The 16,308-nt window shown below is 50.0% G+C and carries 18 protein-coding genes; 4 read left to right on the plus strand and 14 right to left on the minus strand.

Annotated features, from left to right (window positions below):
* The first annotated feature begins 340 nt into the window (after window positions 1–340).
* The gene (locus EQP46_RS01140; RefSeq protein ID WP_129491891.1) at window positions 341–820 is read left to right on the plus strand and encodes an RNA-binding S4 domain-containing protein; all 480 of its coding nucleotides are present in this window, start codon (window positions 341–343) and stop codon (window positions 818–820) included.
* 595 nt (window positions 821–1,415) lie between these two features.
* The gene (locus EQP46_RS01145; protein ID WP_129491892.1) at window positions 1,416–2,366 is read left to right on the plus strand and encodes a TDT family transporter; all 951 of its coding nucleotides are present in this window, start codon (window positions 1,416–1,418) and stop codon (window positions 2,364–2,366) included.
* Between the two features lie 79 nt (window positions 2,367–2,445).
* Here EQP46_RS01145 and EQP46_RS01150 read toward each other — a convergent pair whose 3' ends face one another.
* Window positions 2,446–3,345, minus strand: a complete 900-nt coding sequence (locus EQP46_RS01150) for a LysR family transcriptional regulator (RefSeq protein ID WP_129491893.1) — start codon at window positions 3,343–3,345, stop codon at window positions 2,446–2,448.
* Between the two features lie 202 nt (window positions 3,346–3,547).
* Between EQP46_RS01150 and EQP46_RS01155 the strand changes: the two genes are divergently transcribed.
* Window positions 3,548–4,075 carry an NADPH-dependent FMN reductase gene (locus tag EQP46_RS01155; RefSeq protein ID WP_129491894.1) on the plus strand — a complete coding sequence of 176 codons (528 nt, stop codon included), beginning with the start codon at window positions 3,548–3,550 and terminating at the stop codon, window positions 4,073–4,075.
* A 28-nt stretch (window positions 4,076–4,103) separates the two neighbouring features.
* On the opposite strand, the gene ureG is transcribed toward EQP46_RS01155, so the two are convergent.
* From ureG to urtA, 13 genes are all read right to left on the minus strand, one after another.
* On the minus strand, window positions 4,104–4,724 hold the full coding sequence (ureG, locus tag EQP46_RS01160; protein ID WP_017011566.1) for an urease accessory protein UreG: 621 nt from the start codon (window positions 4,722–4,724) through the stop codon (window positions 4,104–4,106).
* Between the two features lie 33 nt (window positions 4,725–4,757).
* Complete coding sequence (locus tag EQP46_RS01165; RefSeq protein ID WP_129491895.1) at window positions 4,758–5,426, minus strand: urease accessory protein UreF; 669 nt, start codon at window positions 5,424–5,426, stop codon at window positions 4,758–4,760.
* On the minus strand, window positions 5,392–5,622 hold the full coding sequence (locus tag EQP46_RS01170; RefSeq protein WP_129491896.1) for a hypothetical protein: 231 nt from the start codon (window positions 5,620–5,622) through the stop codon (window positions 5,392–5,394). The genes EQP46_RS01165 and EQP46_RS01170 overlap by 35 nt, the downstream gene beginning before the upstream one ends.
* A 54-nt stretch (window positions 5,623–5,676) precedes the next feature.
* Window positions 5,677–6,144, minus strand: coding sequence for an urease accessory protein UreE (gene ureE / locus EQP46_RS01175; protein ID WP_129491897.1), 468 nt, complete (start codon window positions 6,142–6,144; stop codon window positions 5,677–5,679).
* A gap of 12 nt (window positions 6,145–6,156) precedes the next feature.
* On the minus strand, window positions 6,157–7,860 hold the full coding sequence (gene ureC / locus EQP46_RS01180) for an urease subunit alpha (RefSeq protein ID WP_129491898.1): 1,704 nt from the start codon (window positions 7,858–7,860) through the stop codon (window positions 6,157–6,159).
* Between the two features lies 1 nt (window position 7,861).
* A complete protein-coding gene (locus tag EQP46_RS01185; RefSeq protein WP_129491899.1) occupies window positions 7,862–8,260 on the minus strand; it encodes an urease subunit beta in 399 nt (132 codons plus the stop codon).
* Between the two features lie 9 nt (window positions 8,261–8,269).
* Window positions 8,270–8,572, minus strand: coding sequence for an urease subunit gamma (ureA, locus tag EQP46_RS01190; RefSeq protein ID WP_017011572.1), 303 nt, complete (start codon window positions 8,570–8,572; stop codon window positions 8,270–8,272).
* 103 nt (window positions 8,573–8,675) lie between these two features.
* Window positions 8,676–9,635, minus strand: a complete 960-nt coding sequence (locus EQP46_RS01195; RefSeq protein ID WP_129491900.1) for an urease accessory protein UreD — start codon at window positions 9,633–9,635, stop codon at window positions 8,676–8,678.
* Window positions 9,636–9,685: 50 nt separating this feature from the next.
* On the minus strand, window positions 9,686–10,381 hold the full coding sequence (gene urtE, locus EQP46_RS01200) for an urea ABC transporter ATP-binding subunit UrtE (protein WP_129491901.1): 696 nt from the start codon (window positions 10,379–10,381) through the stop codon (window positions 9,686–9,688).
* 34 nt (window positions 10,382–10,415) lie between these two features.
* A complete protein-coding gene (gene urtD, locus EQP46_RS01205) occupies window positions 10,416–11,312 on the minus strand; it encodes an urea ABC transporter ATP-binding protein UrtD (protein WP_129491902.1) in 897 nt (298 codons plus the stop codon).
* Window positions 11,309–12,388 (minus strand): urea ABC transporter permease subunit UrtC, encoded by a 1,080-nt coding sequence (urtC, locus tag EQP46_RS01210; protein WP_129491903.1) that lies wholly within the window; start codon window positions 12,386–12,388, stop codon window positions 11,309–11,311. The genes urtD and urtC overlap by 4 nt, the downstream gene beginning before the upstream one ends.
* Window positions 12,389–12,390: 2 nt before the next feature.
* On the minus strand, window positions 12,391–13,998 hold the full coding sequence (urtB, locus tag EQP46_RS01215; protein WP_420841363.1) for an urea ABC transporter permease subunit UrtB: 1,608 nt from the start codon (window positions 13,996–13,998) through the stop codon (window positions 12,391–12,393).
* A 207-nt stretch (window positions 13,999–14,205) separates the two neighbouring features.
* Window positions 14,206–15,495 carry an urea ABC transporter substrate-binding protein gene (urtA, locus tag EQP46_RS01220; RefSeq protein ID WP_129491905.1) on the minus strand — a complete coding sequence of 430 codons (1,290 nt, stop codon included), beginning with the start codon at window positions 15,493–15,495 and terminating at the stop codon, window positions 14,206–14,208.
* 317 nt (window positions 15,496–15,812) lie between these two features.
* Between urtA and EQP46_RS01225 the strand changes: the two genes are divergently transcribed.
* Entirely contained in the window at window positions 15,813–16,262 is a 450-nt protein-coding gene (locus tag EQP46_RS01225; protein WP_129491906.1) for a DUF4174 domain-containing protein, read from the plus strand.
* The last annotated feature ends 46 nt before the right edge of the window (window positions 16,263–16,308 follow it).

Below are 16,308 nucleotides of genomic sequence, written 5' to 3' on the forward strand. Positions count from 1 at the left end.
CGGATACCATTGGCTGGCTAACTTCCTCTTTTTTTGTAGAGGACTTCTTTCTCCATGTGCTTTAAAGAAGCAGCACAAGCGACAGCGTTAATTAGATTGGTTTTTAATCAACTGTCACGTTATGACCATTTTTATTACATTAGGTTTCAACTTTCAAGTGATTCTCGCCGAATCTATGTTGTGCAGATCACAGATAATATGCATCGACGCACTTAATGACTGAAATTTATACGATTTATTCAATTTCACCGTCTTTTGGCAAGCTCAGACGCCACTATTCGTAGTCTCAAAATGCTTGTTCAGTTACACTGCCCCGAAATAGTGATAGAGACATACAGACATGACACACGAAGAATTTGAAGTTGAAGCGATCGGTATCGAAGTAAGCTCTCAACCTGTCGAGCTCTACAAAGTGCTAAAACTGGCGAACGCAGTCAGTGGTGGCGGCGAAGCAAAACATGCGATCGCTGAAGGCTACGTGATTGTGAATGGCGAGCTAGAAACCCGCAAACGTTGCAAGATATATGATGGCGATGTCATCGCGTTTAATGAAGAATTCTATGTGCTGCTGTGTGATAACCCACCAGCGCCAACAGAGCCGCGCTTAGCGCGTGAAAACAAGCAAAAGCACGAAGAAGAAGCGCCCCAACCTGCGCCTACTGCTAAAAAACAGAAACAAAAGCAGAAAAAGGGCAACGGATTAAGCGCCACAGCAACGAACAGCAAAGGCAACAGCCAACAAAGTGAACAGCCTGCGAAAGAATCGGATAGTGACACCCAATCACGCTCAACATCTGGTCGACGTTCTATTTCGTTCTAACGCGCTATTTCTTTCCAAAGAAAAAAGCCACCTCATCGGGTGGCTTTTTGATTATCTACATTGATTAAAAGAAATACTGTGTAAATTGCTTTATGTCGATATTTCGTGCCCTGCATTGCTCATTTCGTTGAGCATCCTTACCTCGCGAGTTTGTGAATCACGGGTCGTTAGAAAGCAAGGTCTTATCTCTATCTGTGGCGTATTCCTACGCTAGTGTAACGCTCCAAATTGTTATGCGACCCAAATCCACACCGGCTTTTTGTTGCCCGGCGATGTGTAGCGTTGTCGCTCAGTCCTCTATTCGTCATAAGGTTCTCTTTGGGTGCATCTTGAGTATAGGCTGCCCTTTTACCCCTTCCATATCTCATTTCTATGAATGTGACCTAGTTTCCGTAAACAACATTTTGTTAACATTATCACATAATGTCGGCAGGGATTATGCTTCGCGTTCGTTGCATATTGTGAGTTCTACGCATCGCTCTCGTGTCTTCATCACACATACGGTTTAAAATCATTCATTAAGGTCGGATCGACTTTCTTAATTGTTCATAACCGCGCGTATAATAGCCGCTCGAAACACAGCATTAAATGAGTCATGGATACTGAACTTTCCGTTTTTCGCTCCCCTTTTCGATTTGTGCCAACTGCACAGTCTTCTCTCGCGATGGCATTTTTTGGCCTCGGCGTCGCATGGACGCTATATCACCCACCGACGGGGGAACTCACGCGCCCGCTTTTATCGGTCATCGGTATTTTCTTGATCGCGCCTGTGTGGCTGAAATACGCCTTCGAACCGAAACGCTTTTTCCAAGATCTTCGCGATCCGCTTTACGGTAGCCTCATGGCCCCCATGACGATGTCATTACTCTTGATGGCTGACTTTTTGGCGGAGTTTGATACCAAAGCCGCTGCCATGATTTGGTATCCCGCGATGACAATGCACATCTTCATGGCCTGCTATTTCTTCTTTCATCAGTTCAAATCGTTTGAGAAGTGCAATATCTATCCAAGCTGGTTCCTCTACCCTGTCGGCCTTATTAGCAGTACGCTGGCAGCACCAAAGCTAGGGTTTGCCGATGAATCTGCCATGCTGGCGCACATTTGTATTGGTGCATACTTCTTCATGTTGCCATTTGTACTCTACCGTCTGTGCTTTTTAGAAAGTTTGCCCAAAAACAGCCGCCCTGTGCTGGCCATCATGGCGGCGCCCGTAAATCTGGCGCTTACCGCTTATTTGGTCAACTTACCCAACCCCGATCCAGTCCTGGCTGGCGCGCTTGCCGGTGTAGGGATCATGATGACGCTCTTTGTTTACCTGTGTTATTTCGATTTATTGAAAGAGCCTTTTCAACCCACGCTCGCTGCTTTGACCTTCCCGTCAGTGATCAGCGCCGTTGCCATGGAACGACTCACAATATGGCTTGAGAAAGACCACGCGCATTGGGCATGGCTTGAACGATTGGGACTTGCAGAATTAACCGTCGCAACCTTACTCGTCGCTTGGGTCAGTGTGGGTTACATACGGCACTATGGTTTCGGCAAATAGCAAAACACCCAACGCCGTAAAAAACAAAAGCTCCTTTTTGGGGCTTTTGTTTACAGTAAATTAGGCAAGGTGCGTAACTCTATGCCGCATCCATTGCCTCACTAAGAAAGTCGATGAAACAACGCACTTTCGAAGACATGTGTTTCCGGCTTGGATAGACAATAAACACATCAACGTTGGTTCTCGGGAGATCCGTAAACAGCTCCACCAACTCTCCCGATTCAATCTCACCGTTCATGTTGAATAACGGCATACGCGTGATCCCTTCCCCCGAAAGGCACAATAAAAGCTCTAACTGCGAACTGTTACTCACCACAAAGCTTTCGAGCTCAACATCAATCGCGTTGCCATCATGATCTTTATAACGCCATATGTTGTAAGACGGGATATTGCTGTAGCTGATGACTTTGTGGTGAAGAAGCTCTTTTGGGTGTGTGGGTTTTCCATGCTTTTCAAGGTAGGTTGGAGACGCAACGGTGACCGTATGAGAAGAATAGATTTTGCGGCTTATCAAACTCGAATCATCAAGCGATTGTGAGGCGCGTACCGCGATATCAAACCCCTCAGCAACCAAATCTACTTTTCGATCATTGAGTTCAATGTTTAGCGTGATGTCAGGGTATGCATCAGCAAAGCCCCGTAAAAGTGGCGCTAAGCGCGTCAAACCAAAGCTGGTTGGACAGCTTATTTTCAGGTTTCCCTTCGGCGTAACCTGACGGCCCAACATGGCGCTTTCGAGTTCTTCTGCATCCTGAACAATCTGTCGGCACTGCTCATAATACAACTCTCCTTCCGGCGTTAGGCTCAATGAACGTGTTGTTCGGTGTAAAAGGCGCACACCTAAACGCTCTTCCAATTTATTGATTTCTTTACTGATGTAGGACGTTGAATGCCCCGTGCGATCAGCGGCTTTGGTAAAGCTGCCGTACTTCATCACCTCTCGAAATATCACCATTCCATCAAGTAATTGCGTGTTCATGTCTAACGTCTCAAGCCGTACGAATAAATGAAGCATAAATAATTACATGTCATATGGAAACAATCATTATTCAAAAACACTATTAATCTCCGTATGGAATATATTTATAGTGACCTCAAGACATAAGACGTCAACCAAACATACAGGCTTATGACCTGACGCCACTCGGCGAAAACAACACGAATTCTTAGAGGAAAACACAATGAAAGTATTAGCATTTGGCGCAACCAGCAGTTCACAGTCAATCAATAAACAACTGGCGGTTTATGCAGCAAACCTTATTGAGGGTTCAGAAGTTGAAACCCTCGATTTGAACGATTTTGAAATGCCAATCTACAGCTCAGACCGCGAAGCAGAATTGGGGCAGCCAGAGCAAGCAAAAGCATTCTTTGCAAAAATTGGCGAAGCGGATGCCGTCATTATTTCTTTTGCTGAACACAATGGTTCTTACACTGCAGCGTATAAAAACGTGTTCGACTGGGCATCACGCATCGACATGAAAGTGTTCCAAGGTAAGCCCGTGGTATTTCTTGCCACATCACCTGGCCCAGGCGGTGCAAGTTCTGTACTTCAAGGCGCTGTCGGTTCTGCTCCTTACTTTGCGGCAGAGGTGAAAGGCTCACTTTCTGTGCCAAGTTTCTATGATAACTTCGACATGGAAACGCAAACAATGCGCAATGACGCGCTAAAAGCACAGCTTCAAGATGCGGTAAATGCCTTGACTAAATAGTCGACATTTTCAAGAAAAGCGCGGGCGATTAGCCCGCTTTCTTTAACATCCCCGCCGTCTCGATAAACGCAATAATGTCGCTCAACCCCTGCTTCTCTTTGAGATTGGTAAACACGTACGGTTTGTCTTTACGCATCCGCTTTGTGTCAGCTTCCATCACGTTAAGATCTGCGCCAACATACGGGGCTAAATCTATCTTGTTGATGACTAACAGGTCTGAGCGGGTAATGCCGGGGCCACCTTTGCGCGGGATCTTCTCCCCTTCGGCCACATCTATCACATAGATAGTCAGGTCAGCGAGTTCAGGGCTAAACGTTGCACTCAAGTTGTCGCCGCCACTTTCAACAAACACCACATCCAGATCTTTATGATGGCGCGCCAAACTGTCCACCGCCTCAAGGTTCATGGAAGCATCTTCCCTGATGGCGGTATGTGGACACCCGCCGGTTTCGACACCCACAATACGGTCAGCATCCAAGGCTTGTGCTTCGGTAAGGATGCGCTGATCTTCGCGGGTATAAATGTCATTCGTGACCACGGCAATGCTGTAAGTGGTACGAATCGCTTTACACAATACTTCAAGCAATGCGGTCTTTCCTGACCCAACTGGACCACCCACCCCGACACGTAAAGGTTGTTTGTAGCTCATAATCATTCTCCTTAGCGCCTTAACCCTTGCGAGTTAAGACCGAAATAGTCGCGAATATTGTGTTTCATGCTGGCTAGAAGCGATCGCTTGTGCAGGCGCAAAGCCACCGACTTGATCATCCATCACATCATGTGAAGCAGCCACCACGTCACCAAGAACAGGCGTCAGTGCCAGCAGCACTTCCTGCCCAGCAGTTTGTCCTAATGGAATCAGCTTTACGCCAGCCATCACGGTATTTTCTAACCAACTCCAGATGTAACCTTCACACAGCGTTTCTTCATCGATGCCCCAACGAACGCCCGCAAGCGCAAAGCCTGCAATCTGGCTTTTTCGTGCAATGTTCGCCCAAACGTCGCCCTCGTCGACCACTTTGAGTTGCTTAAGCAAGGTCAACATGGTTCTGCCGCGCTGGATTTCTTCTTTCCTAAACTCCGCAGTTTCTCGACTGGCATACAACCATTGGCACCAGTACTCCGCCGCCTCAACATCGTGTGATTCAAATGCACGATATAAACGCCGCAACACAGGCAATTCGAGGTATTGCATCGAATCAAACGCCAAGCTGTTTAACCAATCCGTTAAATCAGATTGGCTACCTACCCATCCACACTCAATCGCCCACTCAAGCCCTTGGGAATAACTGAATGCACCGACGGGCAGAGACGGGCTAATGAGTTGAAACAGGCGATACTGTGCAGACATCAGCAGAGGTCTCTTTTTCACTGTTTTTGCCCGCACAAGCGTTTGTCGTAACAACGCCGCCAGCATGATCATGCGTGACCGTGTTAACAATAGAATCGCCGCTGGCTGACTCTTTATGAGGGTGAGCCGATGCTGGCAGCGCAATTAAACCAATAAACGCTGCGCATACTGCAGCAAGTTGTGTTGTCTTCTTCATGTTTACGTTTCCTTGTTCATTATTTCTTTTTGCGAATGCTTTCTGTTGGTTCATTCAGTGATGATGGTGATGCCCAGAGGAGTGACCGCCATATGCCCCTGCTTCTGGCTCAAACGGTGCCATTTCGACAACCACCGCTCCCCCCAACAAGCCCACCATTTCGTCGAGCACATGATCGTGTTGATAACGTACCCAGTCGTCACCGACTTGTAGCGGCACATGCCGGTTTCCAAGGTGATAACTCAATCTTGCTAACAGAAGCGGAGAATCGGCTTTCGCGGTTGATACTTTCTCTTCTGCCGCCACCACGCGGACATGTTCGCCCTCTGTGGAGACCAACACATCGCCATCGCGAAGCGTAATACCACGAGGAAGAAATAGGCCCGCATCTCGCCCATCGTCTAAAGCCACCTTGATGCGACTTTTGATTCGCGCATCAATGCCCAAACTGACCGTGCCAGTGACAGGAGATGCGTGGTTTTTGTCATGTTCAGCACTAATTCGCTGAGTGAATTCAATCATTCTCACCTCCACTTAAAATAAGAAATAACGCTGCGCCATTGGCAACACATCAGCGGGCTGACACACCAACAACTGTCCATCTGCGCGCACTTCATAAGTTTGTGGATCGACCTCAATGTTCGGTTGCCAGTCGTTGAGCTTCATGTCTTTTTTCCGAATCGTTCGACAGCCTTTCACCGCACTGATACCACTTTGAAGTGCCAACATCTCGTGCACGCCGTTATCAATGGAAGACTGCGACATAAAGAGCAGTGAACTCGTTGCTGGGCCACGGCCATAGTTGCCAAACATTGGGCGATAATGCACAGGCTGAGGTGTAGGAATGGATCCGTTCGGGTCGCCCATCGGCGCAGTAACAATTAACCCACCTTTGATAACCAATGACGGTTTCACACCGAAGAACGCAGGTTTCCAAAGCACCAAGTCTGCAAGTTTCCCTGCCTCAATCGATCCGATCTCGTGTGCCATGCCATGCGTGATGGCAGGGTTGATGGTGTATTTCGCGACATAACGTTTAATGCGTTGGTTATCGCTATGACTTGGGTCGCCTTCTAGTGCGCCAAACTGCACTTTCATCTTGTGCGCGGTTTGCCACGTTCGGATCACCACTTCCCCCACACGCCCCATGGCTTGTGAGTCAGAAGAAATCATCGAGAAAGCGCCGAGATCGTGGAGAAGATCCTCGGCGGCGATGGTTTCACGGCGAATGCGCGATTCCGCAAAGGCGATGTCTTCGGCGATGGCGGGTGATAAGTGGTGACACACCATCAGCATGTCTAAGTGCTCGTCAACCGTGTTGACCGTGTAAGGACGGGTCGGGTTCGTTGAAGAAGGCAAGACATTCGCCAAGCCCGCGGCTTTGATAATGTCTGGTGCGTGACCACCGCCCGCCCCTTCGGTGTGGTAGGTATGAATAACACGATCACCGATCGCCGCTAAGGTCTCTTCCACAAAGCCACATTCGTTCAAGGTGTCCGTGTGAATCGCGACTTGCACATCGGTGGCTTCCGCGACCGACATACAGTTGTCGATGGCTGCGGGTGTCGACCCCCAATCTTCATGGAGTTTCAAGCCACACGCGCCTGCGGCGACTTGTTCTTCAAGCGATTCGGGCAAACTCGCATTCCCCTTCCCTAACAAACCAAAGTTCATTGGGAAGGCATCCAGCGACTGCAGCATGCGATGAATGTTCCAAGGCCCCGGCGTACAAGTGGTTGCATTCGTGCCCGTGGCTGGGCCTGTGCCGCCGCCAACCATGGTCGTCACGCCTGACGTGAGCGCTTCGTCTATCTGTTGCGGGCAAATATAATGAATATGGGTATCAATGCCGCCAGCAGTGAGAATTTGACCTTCACCCGCGATCACCTCAGTACCCGGCCCAATCACAATGTCGATGCCATCTTGAATATCTGGGTTACCGGCTTTGCCAATAGCTTCGATACGCCCTGCTTTCACGGCGACATCGGCTTTTACAATGCCCCAATAATCCAGCACCACCACATTGGTGATCACCAAATCCGGCGTTTCCGCACTCGGGCGCTGGCTTTGTCCCATGCCATCACGGATAGTTTTACCGCCGCCAAATTTCACTTCATCGCCATAGATGGTGAAGTCTTTCTCCACCTCCAACCAAAGCTCGGTATCAGCAAGACGTAAACAATCACCCGTTGTCGGGCCAAACATTTCGGCATATGCCTGACGTGAAATCTTCGCCATGTTAATCGTCCTTATCATCGGTTGGGTTGCTATTCACCGCGCTGGATGTGCCACTCGCACCATCCAGAGCCCCCATCACGCGACCTTGAAAGCCATACACAATGCGTGTGCCCGCATACGCGACTAGCTCGACAGTTCGGCTTTGACCCGGCTCAAAACGTACCGCGGTGCCTGACGCAATGTTTAAGCGAAACCCTTTGGCGGACGCTCGGTCGAACATGAGTGCATCGTTCACTTCATAAAAGTGATAGTGCGAACCAACCTGTATGGGGCGATCGCCTGTGTTTGCCACGTCCACCATCACTGTGGCGCGTCCCGCGTTAAGTTCAATTTCGCCGTCTTTTGCACGCAGTTCACCGGGCACAAAGCCATGAACTGCAGTTTGAGAACCGTGTGACATATCAACACCTCACACTATGGGATCGTGAACGGTCACCAATTTGGTGCCATCAGGAAAAGTCACTTCAACTTGCACGTCGTGGATCATGCTCGGCACGCCGTCCATCACATCATCCACCGTGAGGATCGTGCGTCCAAAATCCATCAACTCTGCAACAGTGCGACCGTCTCTCGCGCCCTCCATAATGGCGGCGCTGATCAGGGCGACGGCTTCAGGGTAATTGAGCTTCAACCCTCGGTCTTTTCGCCGCTCTGCCAGCAATGCCGCCGTAAAGAGCATGAGTTTGTCTTTTTCTCGTGGGGTTAGCTCCATCGTGCTCTCCTCGCTGTGTTGGTGATGCTTTCTGTTCTTTTTTGCTGATCTTGCTGTTCTTGCTGATCTTGCATGGCTGCTCTGTGGCTAGATTCGTTCATTTCTAAGTGCGCCAAATACGCGGAATAGCCGGCGTGATACCCGTCCATTCATGCCGCACTTTTTGCCAAATCTGCGTATACACCTCAAACAAGGCCTCGGTTTTTTCGCCCAGCCCCCGCACGATCAGTAATCCATCGCATGCGGTGAAACCGAAAACGATACTTGGATCTTTTTGTTGGGCGTTTTCGCGTTCGCTTTCCCACCATTCGACCAATTGTTCGCACAGGGTTTGTTCGGTTTTATCCGATGTCCCGTTTTGGCGAAGCCCGTCGTACATGATCAGGGTGCTGCAAACAGGGTGATCACGCAGAGATGAAGCGGAGAAACGTTGCGTTTCGGGGTTGACGCGAAGGCGCTCACAGAGGGTTAAGGTGTCATCAATGAACACTCTCGTGAGGCCATTAAGATCGCCGTTTCCGAAAGGGGTTTCCGTTGCGGGTTGCCCCAGCGTCCAAATATCCCAGCCAATAAACTGGCTCGTTGCACTGAGACGAAAATCGGTTTGTGTGGTCAATATCGCCCCTGGGAAGGCAATGTTTTCTAACGGCACCCACTCTAATCGGGCATGTTCACCCACGGTAAAATGCTGCTCTAAGTTGGCGACGCGTCCATCAGAACGGTAAAAACGCGTGGCACCCGGCGTTGTCAGTAACACTTCAGCCCCCGCAGAAACACACACGTTTACGTCGAGCGAATCACCCCCAACAACGCCCCCCGGCGGGTGCAATAAATGGCTATGGCAAACGCCACCCTCTGGGTACAAAGCGCGTTGAATCGCCAATGGCCCGCAGTGCGAGCTGTGTCGAAGCACGGTTTTATCTCGGCTGACTTCATAGCCAAGCACGAGTTCGGCTTCCCACCCTCTCGCGGGAACAGACGCCGCCGGCAACGAAGTGACGGTCGAGGCCGCCTCGTTTCTTTCTTCTCCAGCCATGTCGTTGCACAGGGTTATTTGTGTCATGCCGTTTCTATCACCTGTTCGTCCACCTGTTTGTCATTGGTTATTCGCGTCTACACCGTCAAATAGCGGCGAATAAGCTCGTCTGATAGCGCATCCATTTCGCCACTGGCGACATTCTTGCCGCGGTCGACCAAACAAAAGTGGTCACCGACCTTTCGGGCGAAAGGCAGTTTCTGCTCCACCAGCAAAACCGTCAGTCCCATCTCACGATTCAGGCGCGTAATGATGTCGCCAATTTCTTGCACGATGTTGGGCTGGATCCCTTCTGTCGGTTCATCCAAGAGCAACAAACTCGGGTCAATGACCAAGGCGCGCGCAATGGCAAGCTGCTGCTGTTGGCCGCCTGACAAATCGCCACCGAATCGACGCTTCATGTCAGCAAGCACCGGGAAGAGTTCATAGATATACGCCGGGATCTGCCTGTCATGTTTTGGGCGAATAGGCAGTCCAATGCGCAGGTTTTCTTCCACGGTTAACATGGGAAAAATCTGACGCCCTTGCGGCACATACCCAACACCGTCTCTCGGTCGCATCTCAGCGCGGGTCTTCGCAATGTCTTTGCCATCGACCACAATTTGCCCATCGTCAATCGCAAGCAGCCCCATGATGCTTTCCATCAAGGTGGTTTTGCCGACGCCGTTTCGCCCCATCACCACAGTGCATTTGCCCTTCGGTGCCGTGAGCGATAAATCCCACAATGTTTGGCTGTCGCCGTAACGTTGATTCACGCCAATCACTTCCAGCATGTCGTTTCCTTCTGATCGTTCGTCCATCTATGGACTATTGGCCGAGGTACACTTCACGTACACGCGCATCGTCTTGAATCGCTTGCATCGATCCTTCCGCAAGCACGTGCCCTTGGTGCAACACCGTGACCGTTGATGCGATGCTTCTGACAAAATCCATGTCGTGTTCCACCACCATGACCGAATGCGAACCCGCAAGAGAAAGCAGCAATTCCGCGGTACGATCCATCTCTTGGTGCGTCATGCCCGCGACAGGCTCATCCACCAGCAACAAGGTGGGTTTTTGCATCAGTAACATGCCAATTTCCAGCCATTGCTTTTGTCCATGTGAGAGCTTTCCGGCGATCATTTTCGACAGCGTTTTTAAGCCTATTAGCTCTAACACCTGTTCGATGTCGCATTTTTGCTCACCGGATAACACCGCCCGAAACATCTGCCACGTGCCCTTGTTTCCTGCCATGGCAAGTTCAAGGTTCTCCCAGACTGAGAGCGCTTCAAACACGGTGGGTTTTTGGAATTTCCGCCCAATGCCTGCATTGGCAATGTTGGCTTCATCCATCTTGAGCAAATCGAGTCGTTGCCCTAGCCATACTTCCCCTGCGTCTGGACGCGTTTTCCCCGTGATAATGTCCATCATGGTGGTTTTCCCCGCGCCATTTGGGCCGATGATGCAGCGAAGCTCGCCCTTCTTGATGTAGAGGTTTAAATCGTTAATCGCTTTAAAGCCGTCAAACGATTTCGAGACACCTTCGACGTAGAGCAGCATGTCGTTCTTGATGTCGACCTTGGGGTTGTAAGGCGGTTTGAGGAAGCTAAAGACCTGATCGCGGCGCGTAAGATCTTTCAGAAAACCCGAGCCACCTTCGTCCGAATCCAATACATTTTCGCTTTGATGGTCAAAGCCTTGCTGCCATCCTACTCTTGCCATCATTGGCTCGCCTCCTGCTTCGTCCAAAGCCCTGTTACCCCTTTTGGCAAATACAAGGTGGCAGCAACAAAGAGCGCCCCCAATGCAAATAACCAAACCTCTGGGAATTCAACGGTGAACCAGCTTTTTGCATAGTTCACAATCACAGCACCAATCACGGCACCGTAAAGCGTTGCGCGTCCGCCAAGGGCGACCCAAACCACGATTTCAATCGACAAGAGCGGTGCAAATTCACCGGGGTTGATGATCCCGACCTGTGGCACGTACAGTGCACCTGCAATGCCCGCGATGGCAGCTGAAACAACAAACAACCAAAGCTTGCTGTTCTCTACAGCGAATCCGACAAAGCGTGCGCGGGATTCTGCGTCTCTGACGGCAATCGCGAGTGCACCCAATCGGCTACTGACAATCGCACGGCACAGCACATAGGTAATGATCAGCCCTAACGCAGTCGCGACAAACAAGCCGACGCGCGTGGTATCGCTTTGCAAACTAAAACCAAGGAGGTCTTTAAAATCGGTCAGGCCGTTGTTGCCACCAAACCCCATTTCGTTGCGGAAAAACGCCAGCATTAAGGCGAATGTCATCGCTTGAGTCATGATGGACAAGTACACGCCTGAGACCCGCGAGCGAAACGCGAGCCAGCCGAACAGAAAGGCAAGTACTCCCGGCACGGCAACCGCCATCACGCACGCAAACCAAAACTGGTCGAAGCCATGCCAAAACCACGGTAATTCGGTCCAGTTAAGGAACACCATGAAATCCGGCAGAAGCGGGTCGCCATACACACCGCGATCACCCACTTGGCGCATTAAATACATGCCCATGGCGTAACCACCGAGCGCGAAGAAAGCGCCATGCCCAAGACTCAAAATGCCGAGGTAGCCCCACACCAAATCGACGGAAAGCGCGAGAATGGCATAACAAAGGTATTTACCGAGCAAGGAGACGGTATAGGTTTCTAGGTGGAACGCGTTCCCTGCCGGCACCCATAGGTTCAACACCGGCACTAACACAATGCTTAATCCCAGCAAGGCAATCAGTGTGGTGCTTGGCTTATCAAATAATCGACGGTCCATGATTAGCCCTCCGCCATACGGCCACGTTGAGGAAAGAGTCCTTTCGGGCGTTTTTGAATAAACAGAATGATGAAGACGAGCACGAGAATTTTGGACAAGACCGCCCCCGCCCAAGGCTCAAGAATTTTGTTGAACACGCCAAGGCTTAATCCCGCTGCCAACGTGCCCCACAGGTTGCCGACGCCTCCAAACACCACCACCATGAAGGAATCAATGATGTAGGCTTGCCCCATGTTCGGCCCCACATTGGTAAGCTGTGAAAGCGCCACGCCTGCGATACCTGCAACGCCCGCGCCAAGGCCAAACGTCGCCATGTCTACCCATTCAGAACGCACACCCATTGCTCGGGCCATCGGACGGTTTTGAGAAACAGCACGCACCTGCAAACCCAGCGGGGTTTTGCGCAAAACGAACAAGAGTGCGAAGAAGACCATCAAGCAGAAGATGATGATGTAAGCGCGACTTGCGGTAAGTTGCAGCATGGGCGTTACGTCAATCATGCCGGACATGAATTCAGGCGTACTGACGGAGCGGTTGAGCGGAGAAAAAATCGAGCGAACGGCTTGCTGTAGAATCAAACTGATGCCGAACGTGGCCAGCAAGGTTTCAAGTGGCCTGCCGTACAAATGACGTATCACGGTACGTTCAATCAAAATCCCGACCAAGCCTGACACCACAAACGCACATGGGATAGATAAAAGTAACGACATCCCAGTATAGGCAGGCATGAGTTGTTGCAACACATACGTGGTGTACGCACCAATCATGATGAGCTCACCGTGCGCCATGTTGATCACACCCATAACACCAAAGGTAATGGCAAGACCAATGCCCGCGAGCACCAATACCGACCCTAAACTCAATCCAAAATACAGGGTTTGCGCGGCGTTAACGACGCGCTGTTTTTCTTCAAAACTGGCGAGTGCGCGCGTGATCGCCTCACCCAATTCACTGTCTTGTGGGTTGAGGTTGCTGACGCTTTGCAGCGCTTCATAGGCGTCTGGTAGGCCGGAGTCTTCTAACGTTTCTACGGCCTGTATTTTGTCGCTCGTTTTTGATGAATTGTCTGTCAGTGTTGAGATGGCTAACGCCACTATCAGCGTGTCTTTAGTGACAGCGTCACTTTCATTTTCAATGATGGAGGGAAGACGTTCTGCCAACGCGGAATCAATACCCCCAAGCAGGCGTTTAGCCCCGTCACGCTTGGCATCGAGGTCGTCGCCCAACAATGACAAGGTGGCCAATTGCGTGCGTATTTCAGAACGCATTTTGTTATTGAGCGATACAGCGCGATAGTCTCTTTTCTTGATTACCTCTTGTTCGCGACCATCTGACAATGCGATAAGTTGACTGCCTTTTTTCAAGGGTGTTTGCCCGAGAAACCACAGCGATTTGTCGCTTTTTTTAAAGACGATTTGCTTGTTTAGCAGCCCTTCTAAGATCTGTTTTTTTTGCGCAAGTTCACTGTTGGCAATCTGCTCGACGGCGACTTGCTTATCTGAAAATTTCTTGCTCGTGAGCAATGGCGAAATGTCTTCAAGGGTCACGGTTGAAGAGTTGGGAAGATCTGTATTTGCAGATACGCTTTTTACAGACAGCAGTGCCGTTATCAGGCACAAAAAACAGAATACCGTGACGAGACGTAGCGGTTTTGTTGAAGCGAAAAACTTCATCTTTCATTCCTTTGAAAAAGCCCTGCTGAAACGGCTACAAAAAGATGCAGAGACGATCCGCACAGCAGGTAAATACAACATGGTTTGGCGACAAACACGCACGTTCAACGCACGTGCCTGTCGCAATCTGTTGGAATGAAAAAATTATTCGCTCACACCCGAACACTGTCCGGTTGTTACATTGAAGCTGCCGCAAGACATTGGCTTCAACCAGCTTGCAAAGAGGTCTTTCGATCCTGGTAAGAAATCAGACCAAGCATCCCCTGCAACCACATCCGGTGTTTCAAATACCGTGACGAATTGGCCATCATCTTGAATCTCGCCAATCAATACAGGCTTCGTGATGTGGTGGTTAGGCATCATGGTCGCGTAGCCGCCAGTGAGGTTGGGTACGGTGACACCAATGATCGCATCTTGCACGACATCCGAGTCCGTCGTGCCGGCTTTCTCTACGGCTTTGGCCCACATGTTGAAACCCAAGTATGTAGCTTCCATTGGGTCATTAGTGACACGCTCATCATCTTTGATGTACGCATGCCACTTCTCAACAAACGCATCGTTCTCGTCGGTTTCCACGCTCATGAAGTAGTTCCATGCCGCTAAGTGGCCCACAAGGGATGACGTATCCATGCCTGAAAGTTCTTCTTCACCCACGGAGAAGGCAACAACCGGAATGTCTTCTGCTTCCATGCCTTGTGCGGCAAGCTCTTTGTAGAACGGCACATTGGCATCGCCATTAATGGTAGAGACAACCGCGGTTTTCTTGCCTTGCGCACCAAACTGCTTGATATCAGCCACGATGGACTGCCAATCTGAATGCCCAAACGGGGTGTAATTGATCATGATGTCTTCTTTCGCGACACCTTGATCGATCAGATAGGCTTCGAGGATTTTGTTGGTGGTACGTGGGTAGACGTAATCTGTACCTGCCAATACCCAACGCTCAATGCCAAGCTCATCTTTCAAATAATCAACGGCTGGAATTGCTTGTTGGTTTGGTGCAGCGCCAGTGTAGAAGACGTTTTTAGACGACTCTTCGCCCTCATATTGAACGGGGTAAAACAGCAGGCTGTTCAACTCTTCAAACACAGGGAGAACGGATTTACGAGACACAGACGTCCAGCAACCAAACACCACATCGACGTTTTCTTTTTCGACCAGTTCGCGCGCTTTTTCAGCAAATAGCGGCCAGTTTGATGCAGGGTCAACCACCACAGCTTCAAGCTTTTTACCTAGCAAACCGCCTTTTTTGTTCTGCTCTTCAACCATCATGAGCACGGTGTCTTTCAACGTGGTCTCACTGATCGCCATGGTGCCAGAAAGAGAATGCAGCACACCGACTTTGATGGTGTCTTCTTCAGCGACCGCGTGAAAAGCCAGCCCCATCATCGCCGCTGTACCTAACCATTTTCGTGCAAGTGATTTTCCTTTCATTGCTAACGCTCCGTTTTAATTAACTGACAGTGCTATCAGCAAAAGGTCGGCCAAAAATGTGCGATGCCTCGAAAGTATTTTCATCTATCTGTTTTAATTACATTAAATCCACAGACAACTTACATGACCAAATGGAAGCAAGATCGCCCAATGCATGCCTATGGTGCATTGCACGGATAGATCGCACCACTTTAGTGTCACCAAAAGTACATCCTAGAAACACAGCAAACCGTGGGGCATTTCGCAAAGGATGGAATGCGGAATGAATCCACTCAGGCTAGGCTTTCGTAATGGTGAGTATCACAGGAGGCAATGCTATGCGCTTACTACTCACAATGTGCCTTGCGCTGTTTGCAGTGTTCGGCGCCGTTCCAAAAGCCGCGGCGTACCCTGAATATGGGTTCATCAAATCACACCGCACTTTGCTGTTTTTCGCGCCAAGCAAAGACGAGAAAGTGGAAGCCTTTGAACGTCAAATGCTGATTCATGGCTGCCAAATGGATGATCGTGATTTGCATCCATTGATTCTGAATATTCAAGATCTTGCTGATTCGCGAGGGCTTTTTACACCCGAAGAAATTCTGGAAATGTACGATAAATACCGCGTCGCCAATGAAGAACACATCGCCGTGCTGATCGGAAAAGATGGCACCGAAAAATTCCGCTGGCAGCAGAATGTCGACATCGAAGAGTTAGTGAAGGTAATAGATGAGATGCCGATGCGACGCAGAGAGATGACCCGTCAGGTTAGCCGTTGTAGCGCATAGCTGACAATTACACTCGAGTTTGCGACCTTCGCTAACAAACCGCCTC

Origin of the sequence: Enterovibrio baiacu (genome assembly GCF_004120195.1) — a bacterium.
Classification (GTDB): domain Bacteria; phylum Pseudomonadota; class Gammaproteobacteria; order Enterobacterales; family Vibrionaceae; genus Enterovibrio; species Enterovibrio baiacui.